This is a genomic window from Pseudomonas songnenensis (assembly GCF_003696315.1).
GTDB lineage: Bacteria > Pseudomonadota > Gammaproteobacteria > Pseudomonadales > Pseudomonadaceae > Stutzerimonas > Stutzerimonas songnenensis.
Genome location: NZ_RFFN01000009.1, coordinates 93,767 through 119,950, shown reverse-complemented (window position 1 = coordinate 119,950; position 26,184 = coordinate 93,767). Strand labels below are relative to the sequence as shown.

Annotated in this window: 24 protein-coding genes and 4 tRNA genes; 7 read left to right on the top strand and 21 right to left on the bottom strand. The window is 60.6% G+C overall.

What is annotated here, in order from left to right:
* Window positions 1-91: 91 nt before the first annotated feature.
* Window positions 92-883, top strand: coding sequence for a helix-turn-helix transcriptional regulator (locus tag EA798_RS18930; protein WP_122099955.1), 792 nt, complete (start codon window positions 92-94; stop codon window positions 881-883).
* A 137-nt stretch (window positions 884-1,020) separates the two neighbouring features.
* On the opposite strand, the gene EA798_RS20715 is transcribed toward EA798_RS18930, so the two are convergent.
* The 3 genes from EA798_RS20715 to EA798_RS18915 form a co-directional block, all read right to left on the bottom strand.
* Complete coding sequence (locus tag EA798_RS20715; RefSeq protein ID WP_208643731.1) at window positions 1,021-1,272, bottom strand: hypothetical protein; 252 nt, start codon at window positions 1,270-1,272, stop codon at window positions 1,021-1,023.
* A 29-nt stretch (window positions 1,273-1,301) separates the two neighbouring features.
* A tRNA-Asp gene (locus EA798_RS18920) sits at window positions 1,302-1,378 on the bottom strand.
* An 88-nt stretch (window positions 1,379-1,466) separates the two neighbouring features.
* Window positions 1,467-1,542, bottom strand: a tRNA-Val gene (locus EA798_RS18915).
* Window positions 1,543-1,799: 257 nt separating this feature from the next.
* Here EA798_RS18915 and EA798_RS18910 point away from each other — a divergent pair.
* Together EA798_RS18910 and gspD are read left to right on the top strand one after the other, a co-directional pair.
* Window positions 1,800-2,444 carry a type II secretion system protein N gene (locus tag EA798_RS18910; protein ID WP_122099954.1) on the top strand — a complete coding sequence of 215 codons (645 nt, stop codon included), beginning with the start codon at window positions 1,800-1,802 and terminating at the stop codon, window positions 2,442-2,444.
* Window positions 2,445-2,447: 3 nt separating this feature from the next.
* Entirely contained in the window at window positions 2,448-4,382 is a 1,935-nt protein-coding gene (gene gspD / locus EA798_RS18905; RefSeq protein ID WP_106155170.1) for a type II secretion system secretin GspD, read from the top strand.
* 45 nt (window positions 4,383-4,427) lie between these two features.
* Here the strand turns inward: gspD and EA798_RS18900 are convergent, their stop codons facing one another.
* From EA798_RS18900 to leuC, 14 genes are all read right to left on the bottom strand, one after another.
* Window positions 4,428-5,639 carry an O-succinylhomoserine sulfhydrylase gene (locus tag EA798_RS18900; protein ID WP_122099953.1) on the bottom strand — a complete coding sequence of 404 codons (1,212 nt, stop codon included), beginning with the start codon at window positions 5,637-5,639 and terminating at the stop codon, window positions 4,428-4,430.
* A gap of 47 nt (window positions 5,640-5,686) precedes the next feature.
* A complete protein-coding gene (gene purF / locus EA798_RS18895; protein WP_015277353.1) occupies window positions 5,687-7,192 on the bottom strand; it encodes an amidophosphoribosyltransferase in 1,506 nt (501 codons plus the stop codon).
* Window positions 7,193-7,261: 69 nt separating this feature from the next.
* Window positions 7,262-7,774 (bottom strand): CvpA family protein, encoded by a 513-nt coding sequence (locus tag EA798_RS18890; RefSeq protein ID WP_122099984.1) that lies wholly within the window; start codon window positions 7,772-7,774, stop codon window positions 7,262-7,264.
* 131 nt (window positions 7,775-7,905) lie between these two features.
* On the bottom strand, window positions 7,906-8,535 hold the full coding sequence (locus EA798_RS18885; RefSeq protein WP_122099952.1) for an SPOR domain-containing protein: 630 nt from the start codon (window positions 8,533-8,535) through the stop codon (window positions 7,906-7,908).
* Complete coding sequence (gene folC, locus EA798_RS18880) at window positions 8,519-9,823, bottom strand: bifunctional tetrahydrofolate synthase/dihydrofolate synthase (RefSeq protein ID WP_122099951.1); 1,305 nt, start codon at window positions 9,821-9,823, stop codon at window positions 8,519-8,521. The genes EA798_RS18885 and folC overlap by 17 nt, the downstream gene beginning before the upstream one ends.
* Entirely contained in the window at window positions 9,820-10,713 is an 894-nt protein-coding gene (gene accD, locus EA798_RS18875) for an acetyl-CoA carboxylase, carboxyltransferase subunit beta (RefSeq protein WP_015277357.1), read from the bottom strand. Before accD ends, folC begins: the two co-directional genes overlap by 4 nt.
* A 210-nt stretch (window positions 10,714-10,923) precedes the next feature.
* On the bottom strand, window positions 10,924-11,547 hold the full coding sequence (locus EA798_RS18870; protein ID WP_122099950.1) for a phosphoribosylanthranilate isomerase: 624 nt from the start codon (window positions 11,545-11,547) through the stop codon (window positions 10,924-10,926).
* Between the two features lie 82 nt (window positions 11,548-11,629).
* Window positions 11,630-12,490, bottom strand: coding sequence for a tRNA pseudouridine(38-40) synthase TruA (gene truA / locus EA798_RS18865; protein ID WP_122099949.1), 861 nt, complete (start codon window positions 12,488-12,490; stop codon window positions 11,630-11,632).
* Between the two features lie 2 nt (window positions 12,491-12,492).
* Entirely contained in the window at window positions 12,493-15,231 is a 2,739-nt protein-coding gene (locus EA798_RS18860) for a motility hub landmark protein FimV (protein WP_122099948.1), read from the bottom strand.
* Between the two features lie 144 nt (window positions 15,232-15,375).
* Window positions 15,376-16,386 (bottom strand): aspartate-semialdehyde dehydrogenase, encoded by a 1,011-nt coding sequence (locus tag EA798_RS18855; protein ID WP_122099947.1) that lies wholly within the window; start codon window positions 16,384-16,386, stop codon window positions 15,376-15,378.
* Window positions 16,387-16,521: 135 nt separating this feature from the next.
* Entirely contained in the window at window positions 16,522-17,634 is a 1,113-nt protein-coding gene (gene asd, locus EA798_RS18850; RefSeq protein ID WP_015277362.1) for an aspartate-semialdehyde dehydrogenase, read from the bottom strand.
* Between the two features lie 54 nt (window positions 17,635-17,688).
* The gene (gene leuB, locus EA798_RS18845; RefSeq protein ID WP_122099946.1) at window positions 17,689-18,771 is read right to left on the bottom strand and encodes a 3-isopropylmalate dehydrogenase; all 1,083 of its coding nucleotides are present in this window, start codon (window positions 18,769-18,771) and stop codon (window positions 17,689-17,691) included.
* A gap of 95 nt (window positions 18,772-18,866) precedes the next feature.
* A complete protein-coding gene (leuD, locus tag EA798_RS18840) occupies window positions 18,867-19,514 on the bottom strand; it encodes a 3-isopropylmalate dehydratase small subunit (protein ID WP_122099945.1) in 648 nt (215 codons plus the stop codon).
* Window positions 19,515-19,525: 11 nt separating this feature from the next.
* Window positions 19,526-20,953 (bottom strand): 3-isopropylmalate dehydratase large subunit, encoded by a 1,428-nt coding sequence (leuC, locus tag EA798_RS18835; RefSeq protein ID WP_106155180.1) that lies wholly within the window; start codon window positions 20,951-20,953, stop codon window positions 19,526-19,528.
* Between the two features lie 132 nt (window positions 20,954-21,085).
* Here leuC and EA798_RS18830 point away from each other — a divergent pair, with 132 nt between their 5' ends.
* Entirely contained in the window at window positions 21,086-21,958 is an 873-nt protein-coding gene (locus EA798_RS18830; RefSeq protein WP_122099944.1) for a LysR family transcriptional regulator, read from the top strand.
* 51 nt (window positions 21,959-22,009) lie between these two features.
* Here the strand turns inward: EA798_RS18830 and EA798_RS18825 are convergent, their stop codons facing one another.
* The gene (locus tag EA798_RS18825; RefSeq protein WP_276539336.1) at window positions 22,010-22,456 is read right to left on the bottom strand and encodes an Hsp20 family protein; all 447 of its coding nucleotides are present in this window, start codon (window positions 22,454-22,456) and stop codon (window positions 22,010-22,012) included.
* A gap of 129 nt (window positions 22,457-22,585) precedes the next feature.
* On the opposite strand from EA798_RS18825, the gene EA798_RS18820 reads away from it, so the two are divergent.
* The gene (locus EA798_RS18820; RefSeq protein ID WP_122099943.1) at window positions 22,586-23,332 is read left to right on the top strand and encodes an SDR family oxidoreductase; all 747 of its coding nucleotides are present in this window, start codon (window positions 22,586-22,588) and stop codon (window positions 23,330-23,332) included.
* A gap of 6 nt (window positions 23,333-23,338) precedes the next feature.
* Here EA798_RS18820 and EA798_RS18815 read toward each other — a convergent pair whose 3' ends face one another.
* From EA798_RS18815 to EA798_RS18805, 3 genes are all read right to left on the bottom strand, one after another.
* Entirely contained in the window at window positions 23,339-24,310 is a 972-nt protein-coding gene (locus tag EA798_RS18815) for a tRNA dihydrouridine synthase (RefSeq protein WP_122099942.1), read from the bottom strand.
* Window positions 24,311-24,396: 86 nt separating this feature from the next.
* Window positions 24,397-24,693, bottom strand: coding sequence for a hypothetical protein (locus tag EA798_RS18810; RefSeq protein WP_122099941.1), 297 nt, complete (start codon window positions 24,691-24,693; stop codon window positions 24,397-24,399).
* A 29-nt stretch (window positions 24,694-24,722) separates the two neighbouring features.
* On the bottom strand, window positions 24,723-25,037 hold the full coding sequence (locus tag EA798_RS18805) for a hypothetical protein (RefSeq protein WP_122099940.1): 315 nt from the start codon (window positions 25,035-25,037) through the stop codon (window positions 24,723-24,725).
* Window positions 25,038-25,428: 391 nt separating this feature from the next.
* On the opposite strand from EA798_RS18805, the gene EA798_RS18800 reads away from it, so the two are divergent.
* A tRNA-Met gene (locus tag EA798_RS18800) sits at window positions 25,429-25,505 on the top strand.
* A 167-nt stretch (window positions 25,506-25,672) separates the two neighbouring features.
* Window positions 25,673-25,749, top strand: a tRNA-Met gene (locus EA798_RS18795).
* Window positions 25,750-26,184 lie beyond the last annotated feature (435 nt).

Genomic DNA, 26,184 nt, shown 5'->3' with positions numbered 1-26,184 from the left:
TCATGCAGTAGCGGTTGCGGTGGCTGCATCATCGGGGCAGGATCATCACAGTACAATTTGTGTACTTATCCTATTGTCAAGAGCAACATCCATGAATGAAAGGAGCCTTGACCGTACTCGAAAAGAGCTTTCGGAGTTCCTCACCAGCCATCGCAGAAAGCTGACTCCGGTGGATGTGGGGCTGCCTGCTACCGGGCGGCGGCGCACGCCAGGGCTTCGTCGGGAGGAGGTTGCGGCCCTGGCGGGCGTTGGGCTGTCCTGGTACACATGGTTCGAACAGGGGCGCGATATTCAGGTATCGGAGAAATTTCTCCTGAGCGTCGCCTACGCCCTCCGGCTTGATGATGCCGAGTGCCATCACCTGTTTCTGCTCGCCCACCGCAGACCGCCGCCGCCCGAAGCGCGCCAGCACCTATCCGTAACAGCGGGAATACAACAGCTACTGGATGACCTGCCCAGGCCCGCCTACGTACAGAGCCTTCGCTGGGACGCCATCGCATGGAACCAAGCAGCGGACGACCTCTTCGACTTCAGCGGCCGGGATCCGCAATATCGGAACCTGCTGCACTTGGTCTTTGCCGATGCCGACATGCGCCGTCGAATGCCAGCCTGGATCGATGACGCGCCAGCACTTCTAGCGCAGTTCAGATACGACGTCGCCGCAGCACCCGACGATCCGATCATGCTCGAACTCGTCGATGAACTTCGGTCACTGTCGCCAGGCTTTCGGCATGAATGGGACGAGCCTACCAGTGGTGCCATTGCACAGCGCGGCATACATGCCCTCCGGCATACCAATGGCAACCTGCTAACGTTCCAGCATGAAACCCTGACAGTAGATGAGCATCGGCATCTCAGGATGGTGGTGTACTTCGCGACCTGAGCGTGCTTCTACGGCAATACCGGCTCAGCTGGCACGAACAGGCATCAGGTTTCGCTGCACCCACCCGGCGTGGTAGTCAGCTCGATCCCGTGTCTGGCATTGAACGTGACGCCCGTGTTCCAGGCCACACCCCGGGCTCAGGCAAACACGGCGCGATACTTTTCCATCGGGTCATCGGGCTCAGGAGAGCTCGTCGAGCAGCGCAGCCAAACGACCGGATGAAGCCAGCGCAGTCGATGATCGGCGTCTGCCGGAACCAGCATCATGGACCGCTTCGCCGAGGCATTGAGCAGGCTACCGATAGTGGCTGCGACCACACCAGGAGAACAGGCACATCGCTTTTCGACAGGCACAAAAAAAGCTGCCTCAGGCAGCTTTTCTTGTCTCATCACTTCGATAAGAAGTGAGCGGAGGGATATGGCGCAGCGGACGGGACTCGAACCCGCGACCCCCGGCGTGACAGGCCGGTATTCTACCCGACTGAACTACCGCTGCGCGTCGGCCGGACTTTCGTCCGAAATCTCACAAAGGTTGGTGGCNCGCTGCGCGTCGGCCGGACTTTCGTCCGAAATCTCACAAAGGTTGGTGGCTGATGACGGGATCGAACCGCCGACCCCCTGCGTGTGATGCAGGTGCTCTCCCAGCTGAGCTAATCAGCCGATCGCCTTGCGAGGCGCGCAATTTACTCACCCCCCTACGCTAAGTCAACAACAGCATTGAATTTTTTTTAGGGAACTGTGGTCAACTGATGCTGCCACCACGCTTTGTAACCTGGCCGGTGCATCATCGGCTTGGGAAGGCTGGGTACAAATTCGCTGCGGCTTACTCGAAAGTGTTCTAAAAGAGCTGTATCGCCTGACAGAGGCAAGCCCGCGTACAGGGAACCGAATAACAAAAGCGCCACGGAGTATTTCGCTTGCCACTGCCGGGAAAACTGCGCAATTACCGCCGCTACGCCCCACTGACCATCAGCACCGTGCTTCTCTGCCTGTTCGCGGTATACCTCGCGACGCAGATCGAGCAATGGATGACCCTGTCCCGCGCTCCAGCTCCAACTGACATCTACGAGCAAGGCACCGCAAACCCCGGCGGGCCCGACATGCAGCGTCTGGAAATACTCTTCGGCTCAGCCGCCCCGCCTGATGCGCTGGCGCCGTCCGCAGCTGCCAGCGGGTTCACGCTGCGGGGCAGCTTCGTCCATGTCGAACCGCAACGCTCCAGCGCCATCGTGCAGGTCGATGGCCAGCCACCTCGACTGTACTGGCAGGGCGAGGAGCTATCCGCTGGCGTCAGCCTGCACAAGGTCTACCCTGACCGAGTCGAGCTGCTGCGCAACGGAACCGTTGAAGTCCTGCATTTCCCGCAGATTCGCGCACCAAGCTACATTCCCGATGCAATGAGCGACACGTCCTATCAGGACGAAGCCCCCTATGCCGAACCATCGGATGAGGAAACTCAGCTGATGCAGCAGCAGATGGACGCCTTGCGCCAACAGCTGGAAGACGCCGTCAACCAGCCCGATGCCGCGCCCGCCAATGACCAGCCCATGGAAGACGATTGACCGATGCCGAAGCCTTTTTCGCGCCCGTTACTTGCCCTGCTTGCTACCAGCCTGCTGGCCGTCCCCCTGCCCCTGCTTGCCGCCGAGCAGGGCATCGAACCGAGCACCACCCGACAGGATGGCTGGACCATCAACCTCAAGGATGCGGACATCCGTGCCTTCATCGACCAGATCAGCCAGCTCAGCGGCCAGACCTTCATCGTCGACCCGCGAGTGAAAGGACAGGTCAGCGTCGTCTCCAACGCTACCCTGTCGCTGAGCGAGGTATACCAGCTGTTTCTTTCGGTGATGGCCACGCACGGGTTCAGTGTGCTGACCCAGGGCGACGTTGCCCGTGTAGTACCGAATGCCGAAGCCAAGGCCGAGGCAGGTGGCGGTCCTTCCGGCGGTGATCAGCTGGAAACCAGAGTGATCCAGGTGCAGCACACCTCCGCTGCGGAGCTGATACCGCTGATTCGTCCGCTGGTACCACAGTTCGGTCATCTGGCCGCGGTTTCCTCGGCCAATGCACTGATCATCAGCGACCGTAGCGCAAATATCGCGCGCATTCAGGACCTGGTTCGCCAGCTGGATCGTGCCGAGAGCAACGATTACGGTGTGCTCAACCTGCAACACGGCTGGGCGGTGGATATCGCTGAAGTGCTGCGCAACTCACTGATGCGGGGTGAAGCCAAGACTACCGCCGGGGTGCAGATCATCGCGGACTCACGCACCAACCGCCTGATATTCATCGGCCCCAGCGAGGCCCGCGGCAAGCTCGCATCTCTGGCACAGACCCTCGACACGCCGACCACACGCTCAGCCAATACCCGTGTCATCCGGCTACGCCACAACGACGCGAAGTCACTGGCAGAAACCTTGGGCGATATTTCCGAGGGCCTGAAGAATCCGGAGGGCGGCGAGGCCACTACCACCCGGCCGCAAAATATCCTGATCCGCGCCGACGAGAGCCTGAACGCGCTGGTGCTGCTCGCGGACCCGGAGCTGATCGGCACCATGGAAAGCATCGTTCGCCAGCTTGATGTACCTCGCGCCCAGGTGATGGTCGAAGCAGCCATCGTCGAGGTGTCGGGAGATATCACCGACGCCCTCGGTGTGCAGTGGGCGGTCGATGCGCGCGGTAGCCGGGGCGGGGCCGGCGGGGTCAACTTCGGCAACACAGGCATTTCAGTCGGTAGCCTGCTGAGCGCGATAAACGAGAACGAAATTCCGGACAACCTGCCAGATGGCGCGATCATCGGCATTGGCACCCGCAGTTTTGGTGCACTGATCACCGCGCTGTCGTCAAACAGCAAAAGCAACCTGCTCTCCACGCCAAGCCTCCTGACGCTGGACAATCAGGAAGCCGAGATTCTCGTAGGTCAGAACGTGCCGTTCCAGACAGGCTCCTACACCACCGATGCAGCCGGAGCGAACAACCCGTTCACCACGATCGAGCGCCAGGACATCGGCGTTACGCTCAAGGTCACTCCGCATATCAACGAGGGCGCCACACTACGCCTGCAGATCGAGCAAGAGATTTCCTCGATCGCGCCAAGTGCCAGCCTGACCGCGCAGGCAGTGGACCTGGTGACCAACAAGCGCGCCATCAAGAGCACTATCCTTGCCGAAGATGGCCAGGTCATCGTGCTCGGTGGCCTGATTCAGGACGACGTCACCCGCACCAATGCCAAGGTCCCGCTGCTGGGCGATATCCCGCTGCTGGGGGCGCTGTTTCGCTCGACCCAGGAAACCCACATCAAACGCAACCTGATGGTCTTCCTGCGGCCAACGGTCATTCGCGATCGTGCCGGTCTGGCAGCACTTTCCGGGAAGAAGTACAGCGACATACGGGTCATCGAAACGGATTCGGCCAGCCCCACCATCCTGCCAGCGAATCCGACGCAGCTATTCGATGGCCGCGGCCAACCCGCTCCGGCAATCGATCTACGTCAGTAAGAAGAATCCGCATCGAGCTCAGGCCGAGCTCGATGCGAGGCACGCTCAGAGCGCGGCCAGCCCTCGGGCCAAGTCGGCCTTCAGATCAACGACATCCTCGAGGCCGACCGCGACGCGAATGAGGCTGTCGCGAATGCCGGCCGTTGCACGATCTTCGGCCGAAAGCCGGCCGTGAGTGGTGGAGCCGGGATGGGTGATGGTCGTCTTGCTATCGCCGAGATTGGCCGTGATCGAGATCAACCGAGTCGCATCAATGAAGCGCCAGGCGGCTTCCTTGCCACCGGCGACCTCGAAACTCACCACGGCACCGAAGCCTTTTTGCTGACGTGTGGCCAGCTCGTGCTGTGGATGACTGGGCAAACCCGCATAGTAAACGCGCTCGATGCCTGGCTGCTGTTCCAGCCACTCGGCAAGTTCCTGAGCGCTGGCACAATGCGCCTGCATACGCAGCCGTAGCGTCTCCAGTCCCTTGAGGAAAACCCAGGCATTGAACGGGCTCAGCGTCGGCCCGGCGGTACGCAGGAACCCGACAAGTTCTTTCATCTGTTCGCTGCGGCCGGCAACGACGCCGCCCAGGCAACGTCCTTGACCATCAATGTACTTGGTCGCGGAATGGATCACGATGTCAGCACCCAGCGCCAGCGGCTGCTGCAACACCGGCGTGCAGAAGCAGTTATCGACCGCCAGCATCGCTCCGTTGGCATGACAGAGCTTCGCCAGGGCAGCGATATCCACCAGTTCGGCCAGCGGGTTGGACGGCGACTCGACGAACACCAGCTTGGTATTCCCCTTGAAAGCCGACTCCCAGGCGGAGAAATCGGTCAGCGGAACGTAGTCGACCTGCACCCCGAAGCGCTTGAGGTATTTCTCGAACAGGGAAACGGTGGCCCCGAATACGCTACGCGACACCAGCACATGATCACCGGCCGAGCACAGGCTCATGACGGTGGCGAGAATGGCCGCCATACCGGACGCTGTTGCAACCGCCTGCTCGGCGCCCTCCAGCGCCGCCATACGCTCTTCAAAGGCACGTACGGTGGGGTTGGTATAACGCGAATAGACGTTGCCGGGCACTTCGCCGGCGAACCGCGCCGCTGCATCTGCCGCACTGCGGAAGACATAACTGGAGGTGAAGAACAGCGGCTCGCCGTGCTCACCCTCCGGTGTGCGGCGCTGGCCTGCGCGCACTGCCAAGGTATCGAGCCCGACGCCCTGCAGATCGCTGTCCAGCCGTCCGGCTTCCCATTCATTCGTCATAACTTTTACCTCGGCCGGGGCAGCCGAGGCCGCCACTTCGGCATGAATCAGTTGTTGTAGAGGTCGATGATGGCGCTGACAGCGTTGGTCTTGACCTTGCTCAGGTCATTGCGCGCCTGCTCGATCTTGTGCAGATAGGCTTCATCGATGTCGCCAGTGATGTATTTTCCATCGAATACGGCGCAATCGAAATTGTCGATCTTGACCTTGCCGCCACCTACGGCGTCGATGAGATCTTCCAGGTCCTGGTAAACCAGCCAGTCGGCACCGATCAGTTCAGCCACCTCTTCGGTGCTGCGATTGTGCGCGATCAGCTCATGCGCGCTGGGCATGTCAATGCCGTACACGTTCGGATAGCGTACCGCCGGCGCAGCCGAGCAGAAGTAGACGTTCTTCGCCCCGGCCTCGCGCGCCATCTGGATGATCTGCTTGCAGGTGGTGCCGCGGACGATTGAATCATCCACCAGCATCACGTTCTTGCCGCGAAACTCGAGGTCGATGGCATTGAGCTTCTGGCGCACCGATTTCTTCCGTGCGGCCTGCCCCGGCATGATGAAGGTGCGACCGATATACCGATTCTTGACGAAGCCTTCGCGGAACTTCACACCGAGCCGGTTCGCCAGCTCCAGCGCGGCGGTGCGGCTGGTGTCGGGAATCGGGATGACCACATCGATGTCGTGCTCGGGACGCTCGCGCAGGATCTTGTCGGCCAGCTTCTCGCCCATGCGCAGGCGCGCCTTGTACACCGAAACGCCGTCCATCAGCGAGTCGGAACGCGCCAGGTAGACGTATTCGAAGATGCACGGCGCAAGCTTTGGCGCATCAGCGCACTGACGGGTGAACAGCTTCCCGTCGGTGGTGATGTACACCGCCTCGCCCGGCGCCAGGTCACGAATCAGGGTGAAACCGAGGACATCGAGCGAGACGCTTTCGGAGGCGATCATGTATTCGACGCCTTCGTCGGTATGGCGCTGGCCGAAAACGATCGGGCGGATCGCATTGGGGTCGCGGAAGCCGACGATGCCATAACCGGTCACCATGGCCACCACGGCGTAGCCACCGCGGCAGCGCTCGTGAACTTTGCTCACCGCGGCGAAGACGTCTTCCTCGGTCGGCTGCAGCTTGCCGCGCACGGCCAGTTCGTGGGCGAAGACGTTGAGCAGCACCTCCGAGTCGGAGCTGGTGTTCACGTGGCGCAGGTCCGACTCGTAGATTTCCTTCGTCAGCTGGTCGACGTTGGTCAGGTTGCCGTTATGCGCCAGCGTGATGCCGTACGGCGAGTTCACATAGAACGGCTGCGCTTCGGCTGAGCTGGAGCTGCCGGCGGTGGGGTAACGGATATGACCGATGCCCATGTTGCCGACCAGGCGTTGCATGTGGCGCTGTTGGAAAACGTCACGAACCAGCCCGTTGTCCTTGCGCAGAAAGAGCCGGCCGTCGTGGCTGGTGACGATACCGGCTGCATCCTGGCCGCGGTGTTGCAGTACGGTAAGCGCGTCATACAGCGCCTGATTGACGTTCGACTTACCGACAATGCCGACAATGCCACACATGCAAGGAACCTCTCAGTTATTACAGGCAGACCGGATACGACGACAGACCGGGCATCCGTAGAAAAAGACTCAACCGGGCGGGTTGAGCGAAGCGGCGAACCATTGGCCGCTGAACCCCAGGATGAGATTCTTCGACCAATCGGCAATCAATAGAAAATGTGGCAACAACGCAGACTCGCGCCACCATAGGTCCTGCTCGACTGGTGCAAGGCTCAGCAAGCCCGCCAGCACCACCACCAGAAGACCGCCACGTGCCGCACCGAACACCATTCCGAGGAACCGGTCAGTGCCGGACAACCCCGTCACCCTGATCAATTCACCGATCAGGAAATTAACCAATGCCCCTACCAGCAAGGTGGCCACGAACAATAGCGCACAGGCTGCGATGACTTGCGCCGATGGCGTGCTGATGTATTCCGCAAGATGGTGGGACAACGCACCACCGAACATCCATGCGACCACGCCAGCAATGATCCAGGTAACCAGCGAAAGCGCTTCCTTGACGAAACCGCGCTTCAAACTGATCAGACTCGACACAGCAATAACGGCGATGATGGCCCAATCGACCCAGGTGAATGCCACGATGTTTTCTGCAATGGGGAAAAGGCGGCGCATTTTAGCAGAGCGCGAGCGCCAGGAATACGCGCCGGCTCGCCGGCCGCCATGCACCGGCCGCCGCCTTCGTTCAGGCGTTCGGCCAGCGCCTCAGCAGATCAACTTCCTTCCGGCTTGAAGCGCACGACGAAGCCATCGAGCTTCTGCTGTCGCTGCAACACATCGCGAAGCCGATTCGCCTCGCTACGTTCTACCAGCGGACCGACAAAAACGCGGTTCATGCCGTCAGCGGTGCGGATATAAGCGTTGTAGCCTTGCGAGCGCAAGGTCTGCTGCAGGTTCTCGGCGCTGGCACGATTAGACAGGCTGGCCAGCTGAATCGCCCAGCTGACTGGCAGGTTGTTGTTATCCAGCCGAGGTTCAGCTGCCGGCGACTGCGATTGCGCAGCGGGCGCTGCCGGGGCGGGTGCTGGCGCCACCGGAGCAACCGGCTCGATCGGCGCAGGTGCTTGCTCGGCAACCGCAGGGCCTGTAGCAGGCTCAGCGTCTTCTTCAATCATCTCGAAACCTTCCGGCACCGACCCCGGCTCTTGCGGTTCCGGCACGTCTACTGGCTGCATTTCGATCTCAGCAACCACTGGTGCTGCGGGAATGGTGGGCGCGTCGACCGTGACGTGGCGCAGATCGTCTTCGCGATTGAAGAGCATCGGGACAAAAATCACAGCCAGCGCAATTAGCACCAGCGCACCAACCATACGTTGCAACAGCCCCTTATCGAGCATCGCCATCCCCACTCTCCTCCGCCTGCCGTTCCAGCCATCCAAGCGCTGCAGCTACGCAATAGAACGATCCGAACACCAACACTTCGTCGTCGGGTTCAGCCTTGGCGCACTGAGCGTCGAGCGCCTGCTCGATGCTCGCATACTCGCTGACCGGAGCGCCGCGCTCAAGCAGCGCGGCGGACAACTGTGTAGCTGATTGAGTACGCGAGGTAGGCAGTGGCGCCACAGCCCAGTCAGCGACGGGTGCCTGCAAGGCATCGAGCACACCATTGAGGTCCTTGTCTGCCAGCAGCCCAAAAACGGCTAGCCGACGACCAGCGATCGGTCGCTGATCGAGACGTTGAGCGAGATAACTGGCAGCGTGCGGGTTGTGGCCGACGTCAAGTAACAGCGAGACCTTGCGGCCACGCCAGGTGATCTGCCGACGGTCAAGACGCCCCGTCACGCGAGCCTGTTCTAGCGCCGCGGACAGCACCTCCGCATCCCACGGCAGACCCAGCGAAGCGTAAGCCTGCAGGGCTATTGCAGCGTTCTCCATTGGCAGCGAAAGCAGTGGCAGCCCGTGCAGCTCCAATGGCGCTCCCGCTGGGCCGACACCCCGCCAATGCCAGGCGCAGGCCTCGAGCGCCAGATCGAAATCGCGACCGCGCAGCAACAGCGGCGCCTTCAGCGACCCAGCCTGTTGCAGTAGAGGTACAGGTGCTTCCAGATCACCACAGAGCACCGGCTTGCCTGCCCGCATGATTCCGGCTTTTTCATACGCAACGCTTTCGCGGGTATCGCCCAGCCAATCGGCATGATCGAGCCCGATATTGGTGATCACTGCCAGATCGGCATCGACGATATTGACGGCATCGAGACGCCCACCAAGACCGACTTCAAGCACCGTGGCGTCGAGTTGGGCACGCTCGAACAGCCAGAAGGCAGCAAGTGTGCCCATCTCGAAATAGGTCAGAGAGACCTCTCCGCGGGCAGCCTCGACTGCGGCGAACGCCTCGCACAGCTCCTGATCGCTTGCCTCGCAACCGTTCAGCTGGACCCGCTCGTTGTAACGCAGCAGATGTGGCGAACTGTAGATACCAACCTGCATCCCCTGGCTGGTCAGCAGCGAGGCTATAAACGCGCAAGTAGACCCCTTGCCGTTGGTCCCGGTAACGGTAACCACCAGAGGAGCCGGACGCGTCAGGCCAAGCCGGGCCGACACCAGCTGGACTCGATCCAGCCCCATGTCGATGGCAGAGGGGTGCAGTTGCTCCAGGTAGGCGAGCCAGTCAGCCAGACTCCGCTCGGTCATGCAGTAGCCGTTACCTGAGCGGGTTCGACCGGGCTCGGCAGTTTCTGCATCTGGGCTAGCAGACGCGAGAGGCGTGCGCGCAACTCCGAGCGCGGAATGATCAGATCAATCGCACCATGATCCAATAGGAACTCGCTGCGCTGGAAACCTTCCGGCAGTTTTTCCCGTACCGTCTGCTCGATCACTCGCGGTCCTGCGAAGCCGATCAGCGCCTTGGGTTCTGCGACGATTACGTCGCCGAGCATCGCCAAACTGGCGGAAACGCCGCCGTATACAGGGTCGGTAAGAACCGAGATGAACGGCAGCCCCTCTTCACGCATGCGTGCCAGCACCGCTGAAGTCTTGGCCATTTGCATCAGGGAAATCAGGGCTTCCTGCATTCGCGCGCCGCCCGAAGCGGAAAAACAGATCAATGGGCAGCGCTTTTCCAGCGCGACGTTGGCAGCACGAACGAAGCGCTCGCCAACGATCGCCCCCATGGAGCCACCCATGAAGGAAAACTCAAAGGCACAGGCCACTACAGGGACGTTGACAACCTTGCCGCTCATCGCGACCAAGGCGTCCTTTTCGCCGGTCTGCTTCTGAGCTGCCGACAGGCGATCCTTGTATTTCTTGCTGTCGCGGAATTTGAGACGGTCTACCGGCTCCAGCTCCGCGGCAATCTCCTCGCGCCCTTCGGCATCGAGGAAGATATCGAGCCGGGTGCGGGCATCGATGCGCATGTGATGCTGGCACTTAGGACAGACATCGAGGGTCTTTTCCAGCTCGGGGCGGTAAAGAACCGCCTCACAAGAGGGGCACTTGTGCCAGAGGCCTTCGGGGACCGAACTCTTCTGCGTCTCCGAGCGCATGATCGAAGGGATCAGTTTGTCTACCAGCCAGTTGCTCATGCTCTTGTTCTCCAAAGCTTCAGTCCCGCGCGCACTCGCACTACGGGTGGATTCATCGTTGCGACCATGCATACACGCACTGGATCGCGTGAGCGATGCGCTTACGAGGCGCAGCCGCGGAACTCCGATTTCCACCACGTGGCGGAAATCCAAAAATACGGTGCTGGTCTACCAGCGACTCGTTACTGGACGGCCACGGCTGCCCATGCGTCACATGGCCGAACGAACGCGCTCCACAAAGGCCTGCACCTTGGCCGCGTCCTTGATGCCTTTGCTCGCTTCAACGCCACCACTGACATCCACTGCGTACGGCCGGACCTCGGCAATAGCCTGCTGGACATTCTCTACCGTCAGACCTCCCGCAAGAATCAAGGGTTTGGGCAGCCCAGGCGGAATCAGCGACCAATCGAAGCGCTCGCCCGTCCCGCCCGGCACACCAGCGACAAAGGTGTCCAACAGAATACCGCTGGCACTTCCGTAGCGAGCCACCTGGCCGGCGACATCTTCGCCGCCACCGACTCGCAGCGCCTTGAACCACGGGCGATGGAAGCCTTCGCACTGAGCAGGCGTTTCGTCGCCATGAAATTGCAGGGTGTCCAGGGCAACCGCGTCGAGAACTTCGTTGATTTCGCAACGGCTAGCATTGACGAACAGGCCGACCGTAGTAACGAAAGGAGGCAGGGCAGCAATGATCTGACGAGCTTGCTGAACACTGACCGCGCGAGGACTCTTGGCGTAGAACACCAGACCGATGGCATCAGCGCCTGCTTGAGCGGCGACCAAGGCATCTTCGACGCGAGTTATCCCGCATATCTTGCTGCGAATGACTGGCACCGACCACCTACCTATCGAGAAGGAAACGCGATGGTAACAAAAGACCGGTCACCTGCAAGCGATTGGACATGAACTGCGCGCATCAGCGACGCACATCCGGCAAACCCGACAGGAAGTGCGGGCCGAGGTAGCGTTTTGGCAACTCGAACTCTTCCGGATAGTCGACTTCGACCAGGTAGAGGCCATAGGGGTGCGCTGTAACCCCGCCGGTTCGGCGTATACGCGACTGCAACACTTCCGCAGCCCATTCGACCGGCCGCTCACCAGCACCGATGGTCATCAACACGCCCGCGAAGTTTCGCACCATATGGTGCAAGAAAGCGTTGGCTCGCACGTCGATAACGATCAGCCGACCATGCTCGAGCAACTCAAGATGATGGATGGTTTTGATTGGCGATTTTGCCTGGCATTGCCGGGCTCGGAAGGCGCTGAAATCGTGGGTACCGACAAATGCCGCGGCGGCGGCACGCATCCGCTCGATGTCGAGAGGGCGGTGGTTCCAGGTCACTTCTTCGGCCATATGCGCTGGCCGAATCTGATCGTTGTAGATCACATATCGATAACGGCGCGCCATGGCACTGAAACGAGCATCAAAGCGCTGCGGCATCTCTTTCGCCCAGGTGACGCTGATATCAGGCGGCAAGTTCATGTTCGCGCCCATGACCCATGCGTGCATGCTACGCGCAACAGTCGTATCGAAATGCACCACCTGACCACTGGCGTGCACCAGCGCATCGGTACGCCCTGCACAACTGAGCGTAACGGGTTGGCCACCAGCCACCTTGCTCAGTGCGGTTTCGAGCGATTCCTGAATGGACGGTACGCCTGCACGCTGACGCTGGAATCCGCGATAGCGCGATCCCTTGTATTCGACGCCCAGCGCGATTCTGGAAACGCCGACGGCAGCCATTTCGGCTGCCGTTTCGGGTACTGCTTGGTTCATGATCAGGCTAGTTTGGCGAGCATATCCCGCGCCTCTTGCTGCTGGGCGTCACTGCCTTCGGAGATTACCTCGTCGAGAATATCGCGAGCGCCTTCGGCATCCCCCATATCGATATAGGCCCTGGCGAGATCCAGTTTCGTGGTGGTTTCGTCGGTATCCGAGAAGAAATCGAAGTCGTCGTCCACCCCACCATCAACGGTGCTGTCAGCGGAGGCGGCGGCCGGCTCCTGCAGATCCCGGGACAAATTGTCCAGATCAGCTTCCACTTCGCTCAACTGCTCGGCAAAGCCACTCGGCTGCGGCTCGAACTCAGGCTCGTCGAGCGAAATGTCGAACCCGTCGGGAAGCTCATCATTCGATGTAGCAGTAGGCTCACCCAGTTCGAAATCAAGCTCATCACCCTCCATAGCCGCAGGAGCTACAGGTGATTCCTCATCAAGATTCAGCGAGAACTCAGTATCGGTTGCCGCGGTATTCTTTTCGCTATCCAGATCAAAGGAGAAATCCGAAAAATCGTCCTGTTTAGTATCTGGAACGCTTGCCTCTTCTTCCAGATCGAAGGAGAAATCGCTCGCCACAGGCTGTACATCGCGCTCAGCTTCGGGCTCATCCAGAGACAGATCATCGAAGTTAAATGGTTGGTCAACCGGTGCAGAGCTTTGAGCTTTATCGCTCAGATCAATATCGAGATCGTCGAGGCTGAGATCGAACGCATCGTCCAGATCCTGACCTGCGGCCGGAGCCGGATCGTCCAGCTGAAGATCGTCGAGATCGAAGCTATCCACGTCCAACTGAGTTGCTGCGACCGCAGCTGCCGACGCGCCTGCAACTGTGACCATCGCCGGATACTTATGCTTTAACTGCTCCACTTCCATCGCTGCACCACCGATCTCGCGCAGCTCAGCTTCCTGACGGGCGAAGCCATCACGGTTGCCCAACTCGGCGTAAACCTCCATCAGCTTCAAACGCAGATCACTGCGCTGCGGCTCGTCATTGAGGGCGTTCTGCAGCAACTCTGCGGCCTGGTTGAAACGACCGTACGCAATGTAGATATCTGCCTCGGCCAAGGCATCGCCAGTAGTCCCGGTCAGCTCGTCCGGCGCAGCCGCGCTGGATGCCTGAAACGGGGCTGGCTCAGGCTGCTCCTGACCAATATCGACGAAAGCAGGCGTCCCGATTCGCAGGTCATCGACCGTGTCGGCTGCCATCAGACTTTCCTGCAACTCGGCCTCTTTCATCGCGTTGCGGCGCGATAGCGCCATCAATCCCACCAAAAGCAGCAGCAATGCACCGCCACCGACCGCGCCAAGCAGCAGCGTATTCGACAGCAGATCATCGATCAGCCCTTTGGGTTCTGGCTCAACAGGTGCTGCAGGCTTCGCAGGGGCGGGTTTAGGCACCGGCTTGGCAGCCGCAGGACGCTCGGCAGGCGCCGGGGCAGCAACCGGCGCCTGCTCTTGCTGGTTGGCCGGGGCGGAGCCAGCCTCAGGGTCGGCGCCACCGGCGCCAGCCCCGCTAGCTGTATCTTGCGCTGAGCCGGAATCATCCGCAGCAACAGGAGGTTGCTGCTGGCCTGCAGCGTCACTCGCAGCAGGGGTCTGAACTTCGGCGCCCAGCTGCACCTGAAGCTTGGCAAGCTGGTCATCCTTGAGCTGCATCAGACGCTGCAGTTTTTCCAGCTGCCCTTGCAGATCATTCAGACGGTCTTTCAGCTCATCGTTTTCACGGCGGCTGGAGTCGAGGCTTTCCTGCGTAACAGCAAGCTTGTCCCGCAGAGCCTTGCCGCTATCGCCAGAGCCTGTATCAGAGCCTGCAGTGGATTTGCCAGCATCGGCTGCCACAAGACGGAGATTATCTCCGGTGTCGCTGCGTGACGGCGCATCGCCTGCCTCGGTACGACGGGTCGCGTCCAGCTGGCGAGAGCCAGCAACCGCACCGCTCCGGCCTTGGCGCCATGCTGCATTCTGCTCAGCCACCTGAGCGATCGCCTCACCCTGCGAACGCTTGGAGATCTGCTGGGCATCCGGCAGACGAAGCACCTGCCCGCTCTTCATGCGATTTATGTTGCCATCAATGAAGGCATCCGGATTGAGGTCCTGAATCGCCAGCATTGTCTGATGCACGGTACCGCTACGGCGATTACGCTCAGCTATGTCCCAAAGCGTATCGCGGGCAGAGGTCTTGTATTGACTGCTGTCCTGCGCCGGAGCAGCAGTGGCAACGCTGGCAGGGGAAGCGGCAGTCGGACGAACAGGTGCAGGACGCGCTGGTTCAACGGCTCGTGGCGCTGGCGCGGAAATAGGCAGCTGCGGCGCAGCCGCAGCGGCTGTTTCAGGCGAATAAAGTGGTGGATCGAGCAGCAAGGTATATTCACGTAGCAGGCGCCCGTTCGGCCAAAGAACCTCTACGAGAAAATTGAGATACGGCTCGCGTACCGGCTTGCTGGAGGAGACCTGAATTACGCTTTTGCCATTCGGACGCAATACGGGAGTGAACTTCAGATCTGTCAGAAAGTACTGCCGATCAATACCGGCACGATTGAACTCTTCGAGCGAGGCCAGGACGGGAATGACCTCTCCCGGAGCCAGGCTTTTGGCATCCAGCAGTTCGATTTCCGCGATCAGCGGTTGATTCAATGACGACTGAAGCGTGACCTCTCCCAACCCAAGCGCGTGGGCCATTTCTGTAGTCAGCGCGGTAGCAGCCGCGATTGCCAGCACCAGATTGCGAACCCGAACCATTATTTAATCCCTTGTTTATCTTTTTCTCGAACTACGAGAGGGTCTTATTTCACTGCCCGCGCCACCTGAAGGTGGCTCCCCATCAGCAATAAGCCGTTCAGCGCATCGGCTAGAAATATTCTTTGAATTACCAGTAAGTATCTTTTACAGATAGTCTTTTATCAACAACTCACCGGACTGCACAGCATTCAGTGCCGCGCCTTTTCGCACGTTATCAGACACAATCCACAAATTGACTTGGCGTGGATCGCCGATGCCGCAGCGCACCCTGCCGACATAGATGACATCCTGCCCGACCGCATCACCGACCGCCGTCGGGTAGTCATCGCCCCCTACGACTTCGACACCCGGAGCCGCCTCGAGAGCCGCAGATAGCGCCTGCACATCTACGTCTAGACTGCAGCGCAACGAGACTACAAGACTTTCACCAAAAAAAACCGGTGCCTGGATGAACGTGACGGCCACCGCCAGCTCGGGGTTCTGCAGAAGCTGACGAAGCTCGTCGACCAGGCGCCGCTCCTGCGCACCGTGTCCATGCGGATCGACCTCCTCCGCCTGCGCAAGCAAGTTGAACGCCATCTGCCGACCGAACACGCGTGGCTCCAGCGGGCGGGCATTCAGGAGTTCGGACGTCTGCCTCGCCAGCTCTTTCACCCCAGCGGCACCACGACTGGAAACCGGCAGGCACGCCGTAACCGTGACGCCTACTAACCCCAGCTGATGTCGAACAGGTGCCAACGCCAGCGCCAGTGCAACCGATGCCGGTAGCGGACTGGCAACAGCAAGGCGATCCGGTGAAGAATCGAGCAGCGCACCGTTGACCTCCGGCACCAGACACGGCTGTCTCTCCACAGAAATCGACCCTGACAGATCAACGATCCGGCAGCCGGCAGCACTAGCGGCTACATGGCATTCGCTCACCAGAGCAGAGGCGCCGACGAGAAATACCAGTTGCACGCGCGCGAAATCGAAACGATCCGCCGCACTTACGCGCAGATTTCGCCCCTTGTACGGAACCGTGTGGCCAACGCCCTCGCCGGCGTCCAGCAGGTGCAACTCGCCCAGCGGAAACGCGCGCTCCTCGAGCACCTCGATCAGCGCCTCACCTACCAGGCTGACCGCTCCGACAACCGCAACACCGACACCTGTAGGCATCGCCACCTCCATGCATTAAGGACCGGCACTGTAGCGAAATGGCAGATCACTGCAACCAGCGCCGCCGAGCGGCGTATCGAATAAACGAAAACGCCGCGAACAAGTCGCGGCGCTCGGCACTTCATGGAGAGCGTATCAACGCTCCAACAGAATACGCAGCATGCGACGCAGCGGCTCCGCAGCCCCCCACAGCAGCTGATCACCTACGGTGAACGCGCCCAGGTAGTGAGAGCCCATGTTGAGCTTGCGCAGACGGCCGACCGGCACGCTCAGCGTTCCGGTGACGGCGGCCGGGCTCAGCTCCTGCATGCTGGCATCGCGGTGGTTTGGCACCAGCTTGACCCAGGGATTGTGCTGACTGATCAGCCCTTCGATATCAGAGATCGGCACATCCTTGTTCAGCTTGATGGTCAGCGCCTGGCTGTGGCAACGCATGGCGCCGACGCGCACGCAGATACCATCGACCGGAATCGGATTCTTGAAGCGACCAAGGATCTTGTTGGTTTCGGCCTGCGCCTTCCACTCTTCGCGGCTCTGCCCGTTCGGCAGCTCCTTGTCGATGTAGGGAATCAGGCTGCCGGCCAGCGGCACGCCGAAGTTGTCGACCGGGAAAGCCTCGCTACGCTGGGTTTCAGCAACCTTGCGGTCGATATCGAGGATGGCGCTGGCGGGATTGGCAAGGTCGTCGGCGACAGCGGCATTGATAGCGCCCATCTGCTTGATCAACTCGCGCATGTTCTGCGCGCCGGCGCCGGAAGCGGCCTGATAGGTCATGGCGCTCATCCACTCCACCAGACCGGCTTCGAACAGACCGCCCAGCCCCATCAGTGCCAGGCTGACGGTGCAATTGCCACCGATATAGTTCTTGGTACCGGCGTCCAGCTGCTGGTCGATCACGCGACGGTTCACCGGATCGAGCACGATCACCGCATCGTCCTGCATGCGCAGCGAGGACGCAGCATCAATCCAGTAGCCCTGCCAGCCGGCTTCACGCAGCTTCGGGAAGACTTCATTGGTGTAGTCGCCACCCTGACAGGTCAGGATCACATCGAGGCCTTTCAGCTCGTCGATGCTGTAGGCGTCCTTCAGCGCAGCGGTTTCCTTGCCAATATCGGGGCCCTGGCCACCGACATTGGAAGTGGTGAAGAACACGGGCTCGATCAGGTCGAAATCCCGCTCTTCCAGCATCCGCTGCATGAGCACGGAACCGACCATACCGCGCCAACCGATCAGACCTACACGTTTCATCGCAACTACACCTATAGAAAAAGTGGCCCGCGCAGATTAAGGCGGGCCAGAAGATTACAACTTCGCGAGGGCCGCGACTACTGCATCGCCCATCGCCTGGGTACCGACTTTGTTACAACCTTCGGACCAGATGTCGCCGGTGCGCAGGCCCTGATCGAGCACATCGCTCACTGCCTGCTCGATGGCGTCGGCGGCTGCGACCTGATTGAAGCTGTAACGCAGCATCATCGACACGGAAAGAATGGTGGCCAGCGGGTTGGCGATGCCCTGACCGGCGATGTCAGGCGCCGATCCGTGACATGGCTCGTACATGCCCTTGTTGCCGGCGTCCAGCGAAGCGGACGGCAGCATGCCGATGGAACCGGTCAGCATGGACGCCTCGTCGGAAAGGATGTCACCGAACATATTGTCGGTGACGATCACGTCGAATTGCTTCGGCGCACGCACCAGCTGCATGGCCGCGTTATCGACATACATATGGCTCAGTTCGACTTCCGGGTAGTCCTTCGCGACTTCCTCGACGACCGCGCGCCACAGCTGGCTGGACGCCAGCACGTTCGCCTTGTCCACCGAGCAGAGCTTCTTGTTGCGCACCATCGCCATGTCGAAACCGACCTTGGCGATGCGGCGGATCTCGCTCTCGCTGTACGGCAGCGTGTCGTAGGCCATGCGCTCGCCGTTCTCCAGCACCTTGCTCTCGCGCGGCTTGCCGAAGTAGATGCCACCGGTCAGCTCGCGAACGATCAGGATATCCAGCCCAGCGACGATCTCGGACTTCAGCGACGAGGCATCGGCCAGCTGAGGATAGAGCAGTGCCGGGCGCAGGTTACCGAACAACCCCAGCTCGGAGCGAATCTTCAGCAAACCGCGCTCGGGACGAATGGCCGGATCGATCTTGTCCCACTTCGGCCCGCCTACGGCGCCGAGCAGAATGGCATCAGCGGCACGGGCACGCTCCAGGGTTTCGTCGGCCAGCGGCACGCCGTACTTGTCGACCGCCGCGCCACCCAACTCGTCATAGCTCAGCTCGAAGTCCAGTTGAAACTTGTCATTGGCCAGCTGCAGGACCTTAACCGCCTCGGCCATGATCTCCGGGCCGATACCGTCACCGGGGAGAACCAGAATCTGTTTGCTCATCACATTCCTCGATTTTCACTGGGTGGATGCCGTTGTGTTCATCCACCGAAACCCTGCACGTGGATGGATGACGCGTCATCCACCCTGCCCTTATCTCACTTGATGGCACCGAACAGCCATGGCTGGCTCTGCTGGTGACGGGTTTCGAACGTCTTGATCGCGTCCGCGTCCTGCAGCGTCAGGCCGATATCGTCGAGGCCGTTAAGCAGGCAATGCTTACGGAAGGCATCGACCTCGAAGCCGTACTGCTTGCCGTCGGGGCGCGTCACGGTCTGCGCGGCGAGGTCGACGGTCAGCTGGTAGCCCTCATTGGCTTCAGCCTGCTGGAACAGCTCATCAACCTCTTCTTCCTTCAGCACGATCGGTAACAGGCCGTTCTTGAAGCTGTTATTGAAGAAGATATCGGCGAAGCTCGGCGCGATGATGGTACGGAAGCCGTACTCTTCCAAGGCCCAAGGAGCGTGCTCACGGGAGGAGCCGCAGCCGAAGTTCTCGCGGGCCAGCAATACGCTGGCGCCCTGATAACGCGGGAAGTTCAGCACGAAGTCCTTGTTTACCGGACGCTGCGAGCAATCCTGGTTCGGCTGACCGACATCCAGATAGCGCCACTCATCGAACAGATTGGGGCCGAAGCCGGTGCGCTTGATGGACTTGAGAAACTGCTTGGGAATGATCTGATCGGTGTCGACATTGGCGCGATCGAGTGGGCAGACCAGGCCGGCGTGTTGGGTAAAGGCTTTCATGTCTCGTCTCCTCAGGCCTGGATCAGTTCGCGTACGTCGATGAAGTGGCCGGTAACCGCTGCGGCAGCGGCCATCGCCGGGCTGACCAGGTGCGTACGCCCGCCCGCACCCTGGCGACCTTCGAAGTTGCGGTTGGAGGTCGAGGCGCAGTGCTCGCCGCTGCCAAGCTTGTCCGGGTTCATCGCCAGGCACATGGAACAGCCTGGCTCGCGCCACTCGAAGCCGGCCTCGATGAAGATCTTGTCCAGCCCCTCGGCCTCGGCCTGCTGCTTGACCAGGCCCGAGCCCGGCACCACCAGCGCCTGCTTGACGTTCGCGGCGACCTTTCGGCCCTTGGCGACTTCGGCCGCGGCGCGCAGATCCTCGATCCGCGAGTTGGTGCACGAACCGATAAACACACGATCCAGACGAATATCGGTAATGGCCTGATTGGCCTGCAGGCCCATGTACTTCAGCGCGCGGGTGATGGAATCCTTCTTCACCGGGTCGGCCTCGACCGCCGGGTCCGGCACGCTCTGATCAACAGCCAGCACCATTTCTGGCGAGGTGCCCCAGCTGACCTGCGGCTTGATGTCCTCGGCCTTGAGCTCGACGACGGTATCGAACACCGCGTCGTCATCGGAAACCAGACCTTTCCACAGCTCGACGGCTCTGTCCCAGTCGGCGCCCTTCGGCGCGAACGGGCGACCTTCGACGTAGGCGATGGTCTTTTCATCCACAGCCACCATGCCTACGCGGGCACCGGCTTCGATGGACATGTTGCAGATGGTCATGCGCCCTTCCATGGACAGATCACGGATTGCGCTGCCGGCGAACTCCAGGGCATGGCCATTACCGCCAGCGGTGCCGATCTTGCCGATCACCGCCAGCACGATGTCCTTCGCGGTGACGCCGAACGGCAGCTTGCCTTCGACGCGCACCTGCATGTTCTTCATCTTCTTGGCGACCAGGCACTGGGTGGCGAGCACATGCTCGACCTCGGAAGTACCGATGCCATGGGCCAGCGCACCGAAGGCGCCGTGGGTGGAGGTGTGCGAGTCACCGCACACCACGGTCATGCCTGGCAATGTCGCGCCCTGCTCCGGGCCGATGACATGGACGATACCCTGGCGCACGTCGTTCATCTTGAATTCGAGGATGCCGAAATCGTCGCAGTTCTCGTCCAGCGTCTGCACCTGGATGCGCGAGACCTCATCGGCGATGGCTTCCAGGCCGCCCTGGCGCTCGCCCTTGGTGGTCGGCACGTTGTGGTCCGGGGTGGCGATATTGGCGTCGATGCGCCATGGCTTGCGATTGGCCAGGCGCAGCCCTTCGAAGGCTTGCGGCGACGTCACCTCGTGGAGGATGTGGCGGTCGATGTAGATCAACGACGAACCATCGTCGCGACGTTTCACCTCATGCATTTCCCAGAGCTTGTCGTAGAGCGTCTTGCCGGCCATCGGACTTTTCCTCATCTGTTTTCTATGCGGGGCGAATAGCCCTTGCGCTTATGGGGTCGATGCTAGGGGCTTGCATTCAATTACTCAAATTCATATTTTTCATCCAATGCATTCCCAGCTGGAATCTGACCCGTGGACCTAGCCAACCTCAACGCTTTCATTGCTGTCGCCGAAACGGGTGGCTTTTCGCTGGCCGCAGAGCGGCTGCACCTGACGCAACCGGCGGTGAGCAAGCGAATCGCCGCGCTGGAAGCGCAGCTGGACGTGCGCCTGTTCGATCGGCTAGGCCGCGAGATTGGGCTCACCGAAGCTGGCCGCGCCCTGCTCCCCCGCGCCTATCAGATCCTGAATGTACTGGACGACACCCGCCGCGCCTTGACCAACCTCAACGGCGACATTGGCGGACGACTGAGCCTGGCGACCAGCCATCACATCGGTCTGCATCGGCTGCCGCCTCTGTTACGCGCCTTTACCCGCGCGCACCCGCAGGTCAGCCTGGATATCCGTTTTCTCGATTCGGAAGTGGCCTATGACGAGGTACTGCACGGCCGCGCCGAACTCGCGGTGATCACCCTGGCGCCACAAACCGCCGAGCCGGTACTGGCGGTGAAGGTCTGGGACGATCCGCTGGATTTCGTCGTCGCCCCCGAGCATCCATTGGCCAGCAAGGCGGATATCACCCTGGTGGATGTCGCCGGCCATCCGGCGGTATTCCCCGGCGGCAACACCTTCACTCACCACATCGCCCAGCGCCTGTTCGAGCGCGAGGGGCTGACGCCCAACATCACCATGAGCACCAACTATATGGAGACGATCAAGATGATGGTTTCCATCGGGATTGCCTGGAGCGTACTGCCGCGCAGTATGCTCGACGCGCAGGTCGTCAGCCTGCCTCTGCCGGGCATCCAGCTGACCCGACAGCTCGGCTACATCCTGCACCGGGAGCGTACCCTGTCCAATGCGGCCAGGGCTTTTATGGCGCTGCTGGCTGCCGAACGCGACTGACTGGCCAGAATGAAAAAGGGCGCCATTCGGCGCCCTTCTCCTGTCAGCGAATCAACCCTCCAGCGCGGGTCGCTGGTCGGCATTGATCGGGATGCGCTTGGGCTTAGCCTCTTCCGGCACGACCCGGACCAGATCGATGTGGAGCAGGCCGCTACTAAGCGCTGCACCCTTCACTTCGATGTGATCGGCCAGGCGGAACGACAGCTTGAATGCCCGCTGGGCGATGCCCTGATGTAGATAGGTGACGTTCTCCGCCTCGTTCTCGCGGCGCCCGCCGGTGATGGTCAGCACGCTACGCTCTACCTGCAGATCGAGGTCGGCTTCCTGAAAACCGGCGGCAGCCACCACGATGCGATACTGATCGTCGCCGTGTTTCTCGATGTTGTAGGGTGGATACGAGCTGCCGGTGTCGTTACGCAGGGCCGACTCGAACAGGTCGTTGAAGCGATCAAAGCCCACGGATTGCCGGAACAGAGGGGCCATGGGGAATGAACTCATGATAAACCTCCTGAAATCAGCGAGTTGAAACAGGCGGGACCCGACTTCGGCATCCCGCTGAGGCCTAAATAAGAACCGCGCAACGGATTTCAAGAGGCCGCAAACGAGCCAGGCGACGAGAGGTAGCACATGTCCAGAGTCATGCTGATCACAGGCGCCAGCCGCGGCATTGGCGCCGCCACGGCGCGGCTTGCAGCCCGCCAGGGCTACGCCCTCTGCCTCAATTACCACCAGCGCGAAGACGCAGCAAACCAAGTGCTCGAACAGATCCGTGCTGCGGGCGTGTCGGCAATCACCGTCAAGGCCGACGTCGCCGATGAAGATCAGGTGCTAGCGATGTTCGACGTCATAGACAGGGAGTTTGGACACCTGGACGTGCTGGTCAACAACGCCGGCATGCTCGAACAGCAGATGCGTCTAGAAAAGATGGATGCGGCGCGCTGGACCCGCGTGCTGGGCGCCAATGTGATCGGCAGCTTCCTGTGCGCACGCGAGGCGATCAAACGAATGTCCACGAAAAATGGCGGCCGGGGCGGGTCGATCATCAATCTCTCTTCCATCGCCGCGCGGCTGGGCGCGCCCGGCGAGTACATCGACTACGCGGCGGCCAAGGGTGCCATCGACAGCATGACCCTGGGTCTGGCCAAGGAAGTCGCAGGGGAAGGCATTCGGGTCAATGGGGTGCGCCCCGGTGTCATCCATACCGACATCCATGCCAGCGGTGGCGAACCGGACCGCATCGAGCGGGTCAAGGCCAGCGTGCCCATGGGGCGCGGAGGTCAGGCCGAGGAGATCGCCGAAGCCATTCTATGGCTGGCCAGCGAGCAAGCCAGCTATACCACCGGCGCGCTGCTGGACGTCAGTGGCGGGCGCTGATCGGTACTAACCCAATGCCGCGGTCTGAATGCCGGTATCGACGCCGAGCATCGCGTCGATGCGTGCGCAGTCGTTTTCCCGCCGCAAGGCCGAGAACAGCACCACGGCTTCGGGGTAGTTGCGCGTCAGCAATGCCAGCCACTGTTTGAGCCTGCCGGGCGCATAGCGTGGCGCAATCTTGCCGCGGGCCTGTTGCCAGAAGTCCACCAGTGTCGGTTGGAACCCTGCCCAGCTCATGTCCGGGATACTCAGGCCCTGTTTCGCTGCAGCGATCTGCCGTGCCAGATCCGGTCGGGAAACCAGGCCGCGACCCAGCATGATGTTCTCCGCCCCGCTGACCTCCCGGCAGCGCCGCCAGTCGGCCAGCGACCAGATATCGCCATTGGCGTAGACGGGCACCGATACCGCTTCCTGCACGCGCGCAATCCACTCCCAGTGCGCGGGCGGCTTGTAGCCTTCGACTTTGGTCCGCGCGTGCACTACCAGCTGCTCTGCCCCACCGTCGACCAGCGCGCGAGCGCAGTCGATGGCGCTATCGGGGCTGTCGAACCCAAGGCGCATCTTGGCGGTAACCGGGATATGCGCAGGCACGGCGCGCCGCACCTCGCACAGGATAGCGTGCAGCAGCTCCGGCTCCTTGAGCAGGATGGCGCCGCCGCGCGACTTGTTCACCGTCTTGGCCGGGCAACCAAAATTCAGGTCGATAGCCGGCGCGCCCAGTGAGCTGGCATAGGCGGCGTTATCCGCAAGACAAACCGGGTCGGAACCGAGCAACTGGACGCGCACCGGCGTGCCGGCACGGGTCACGGCGCCAGACCTCAGCTCGGGTGCAAGCTTGCGAAAGCTGCTTTGTGGCAATAGACGGTCGGAAACGCGAATGAACTCGGTCACGCACCAGTCCACTCCGCCCATGCGGGTGAGTACGTCGCGAAGGATTTCGTCGACTAGCCCTTCCATGGGTGCCAAAGCAATCTGCATATCACGCCACGAGATAATGAAAGGCGGGCATTGTACGGATGCCCGCCTTGTGAATCACGCCTGGCCTGACATCCGTCGTCGACTATCTATTCCTCGACCGTGCCGCCTATCGTATCGGTTCCCGTGGTAGCGCCCATTCCTCCAGTAGTACCGGTGTTGCCAGTACCCATCGTGCCCAGCTCGTCCTGCTCGTCAGCGGATCGCCGCTGGCGCTCAGACGATTCTTTATCAGCATGGCGTGCGTTCGGCGCATTCGATTCGAGCGTTGAACCACCCACGGCATTACTGGAGTTGTCGTCAGGTTTCTGCTCCGATGAGCCAGCCAGGGCTCCCCCCGAACAAGCCAGAAGCAATACCGCAACGGATGTAAGTGCTCGTTTCATGGCTACCTCCTCGGTAAACAAGGGCAGCGTCAGTCGCTGCGCTTTTCCAGCTTCGGACGCCGCCGGTGCTCCATGTCGGTCTCGTTACCGCCATGGCCAGGCTCCGCGGAACTGTCCTGCTTTGACGAAGCTTTTTCGGATGCTGAATCCGCCGATGTGGCGCGCTGCTCCTCATCCAAGTAGTCGAGCCCGCCGCCGATGCCCATCGACCCGTTTCCAGCAGCGCCACGATCTGCCGCACCCGTGTTCTGAGCGAGCGGAACTCCCGCAAAGGGCAACTCCAGACTCTGTGCACCTACCGTCGAGGCAAGGACTGCAATGACTAAACCGAGCTGAATACGCATGTCGGGCACCTCCGCATCGTCCACCTGATAATTGGGCAGCACTCGCGGTTTAGAGTGCAGTGGCGAGCGACCGATGGCATACCGGAACCGCTTTCCGCCGCTGGGGTCACAACCACAAGGACGAATTTGGATCACAGAGGGAAGCACCGGATGGAACCTGCGCTGATACTGGCAATGATCTTTCTAGGCTGGCTGTCAGTTGCGCTTGCCATGCTTTGGGGAATGATGCGGGTTGCGCGACGCCATCATCCACAGACACGGCCGGAGCCGCATCGTCCATCGCCGGCGTCGGTAGATCCGACCACCCTCCCCTCCTGGCATGCCTGACGGCTATTTCCATCTTTTTGAAATAAATCCGTGACAGCAGCATTTGAAGCTGTAGAATGCGCATCGCGGGATGGAGCAGTCTGGTAGCTCGTCGGGCTCATAACCCGAAGGTCGTCGGTTCAAATCCGGCTCCCGCAACCAAATTTCAAAGGCCACTCAATGAGTGGCCTTTTTTTCGCACCGAGATTCTCATGGCCCAGCCGCGCCTACATAATCGACGGCGCGAAGCTAAGCATTTGAATGAATTACCCTTTTCTCGCCATTCCGATTGACAAAGAGCCTTCACTCTGTAGAATGCGCCCCACAGACGCGGGATGGAGCAGTCTGGTAGCTCGTCGGGCTCATAACCCGAAGGTCGTCGGTTCAAATCCGGCTCCCGCAACCAAATCACGAAAAGGCCACTCAGACGAGTGGCCTTTTTCGTTTGCGTGTCTTTTTTTTTGCCACGGGCCGACAAGCCAGCTTGTCTACGCCTAGTAAGGCGCACTCAGGAACGGAAGCCAAAAGAATTAACTCTTTACCAGAGTAGTTGCTCAACACACTCGGAATAATACTCCCTTTGTTTATGCATGCAGCACTTATAGCCATAATGGGTCAGCTGATTTATTCAGCTTAGAGCTAATTATGAAGCTCCCTATAACCAATTGATGATAGCCCCAGGCCAGCGCACATCAAAAACAAAATTCTATTCGCTTCAATGATTTAGCCAGCTTAACCACTCCCCAGCAGCCAAGCCCAACATTTTTTTGGCTCCCTAGCTTGACTTGGTTCACGTTATGACGGATATCTATTCGCAACAGGGAGCAATACGTTGCAGGGC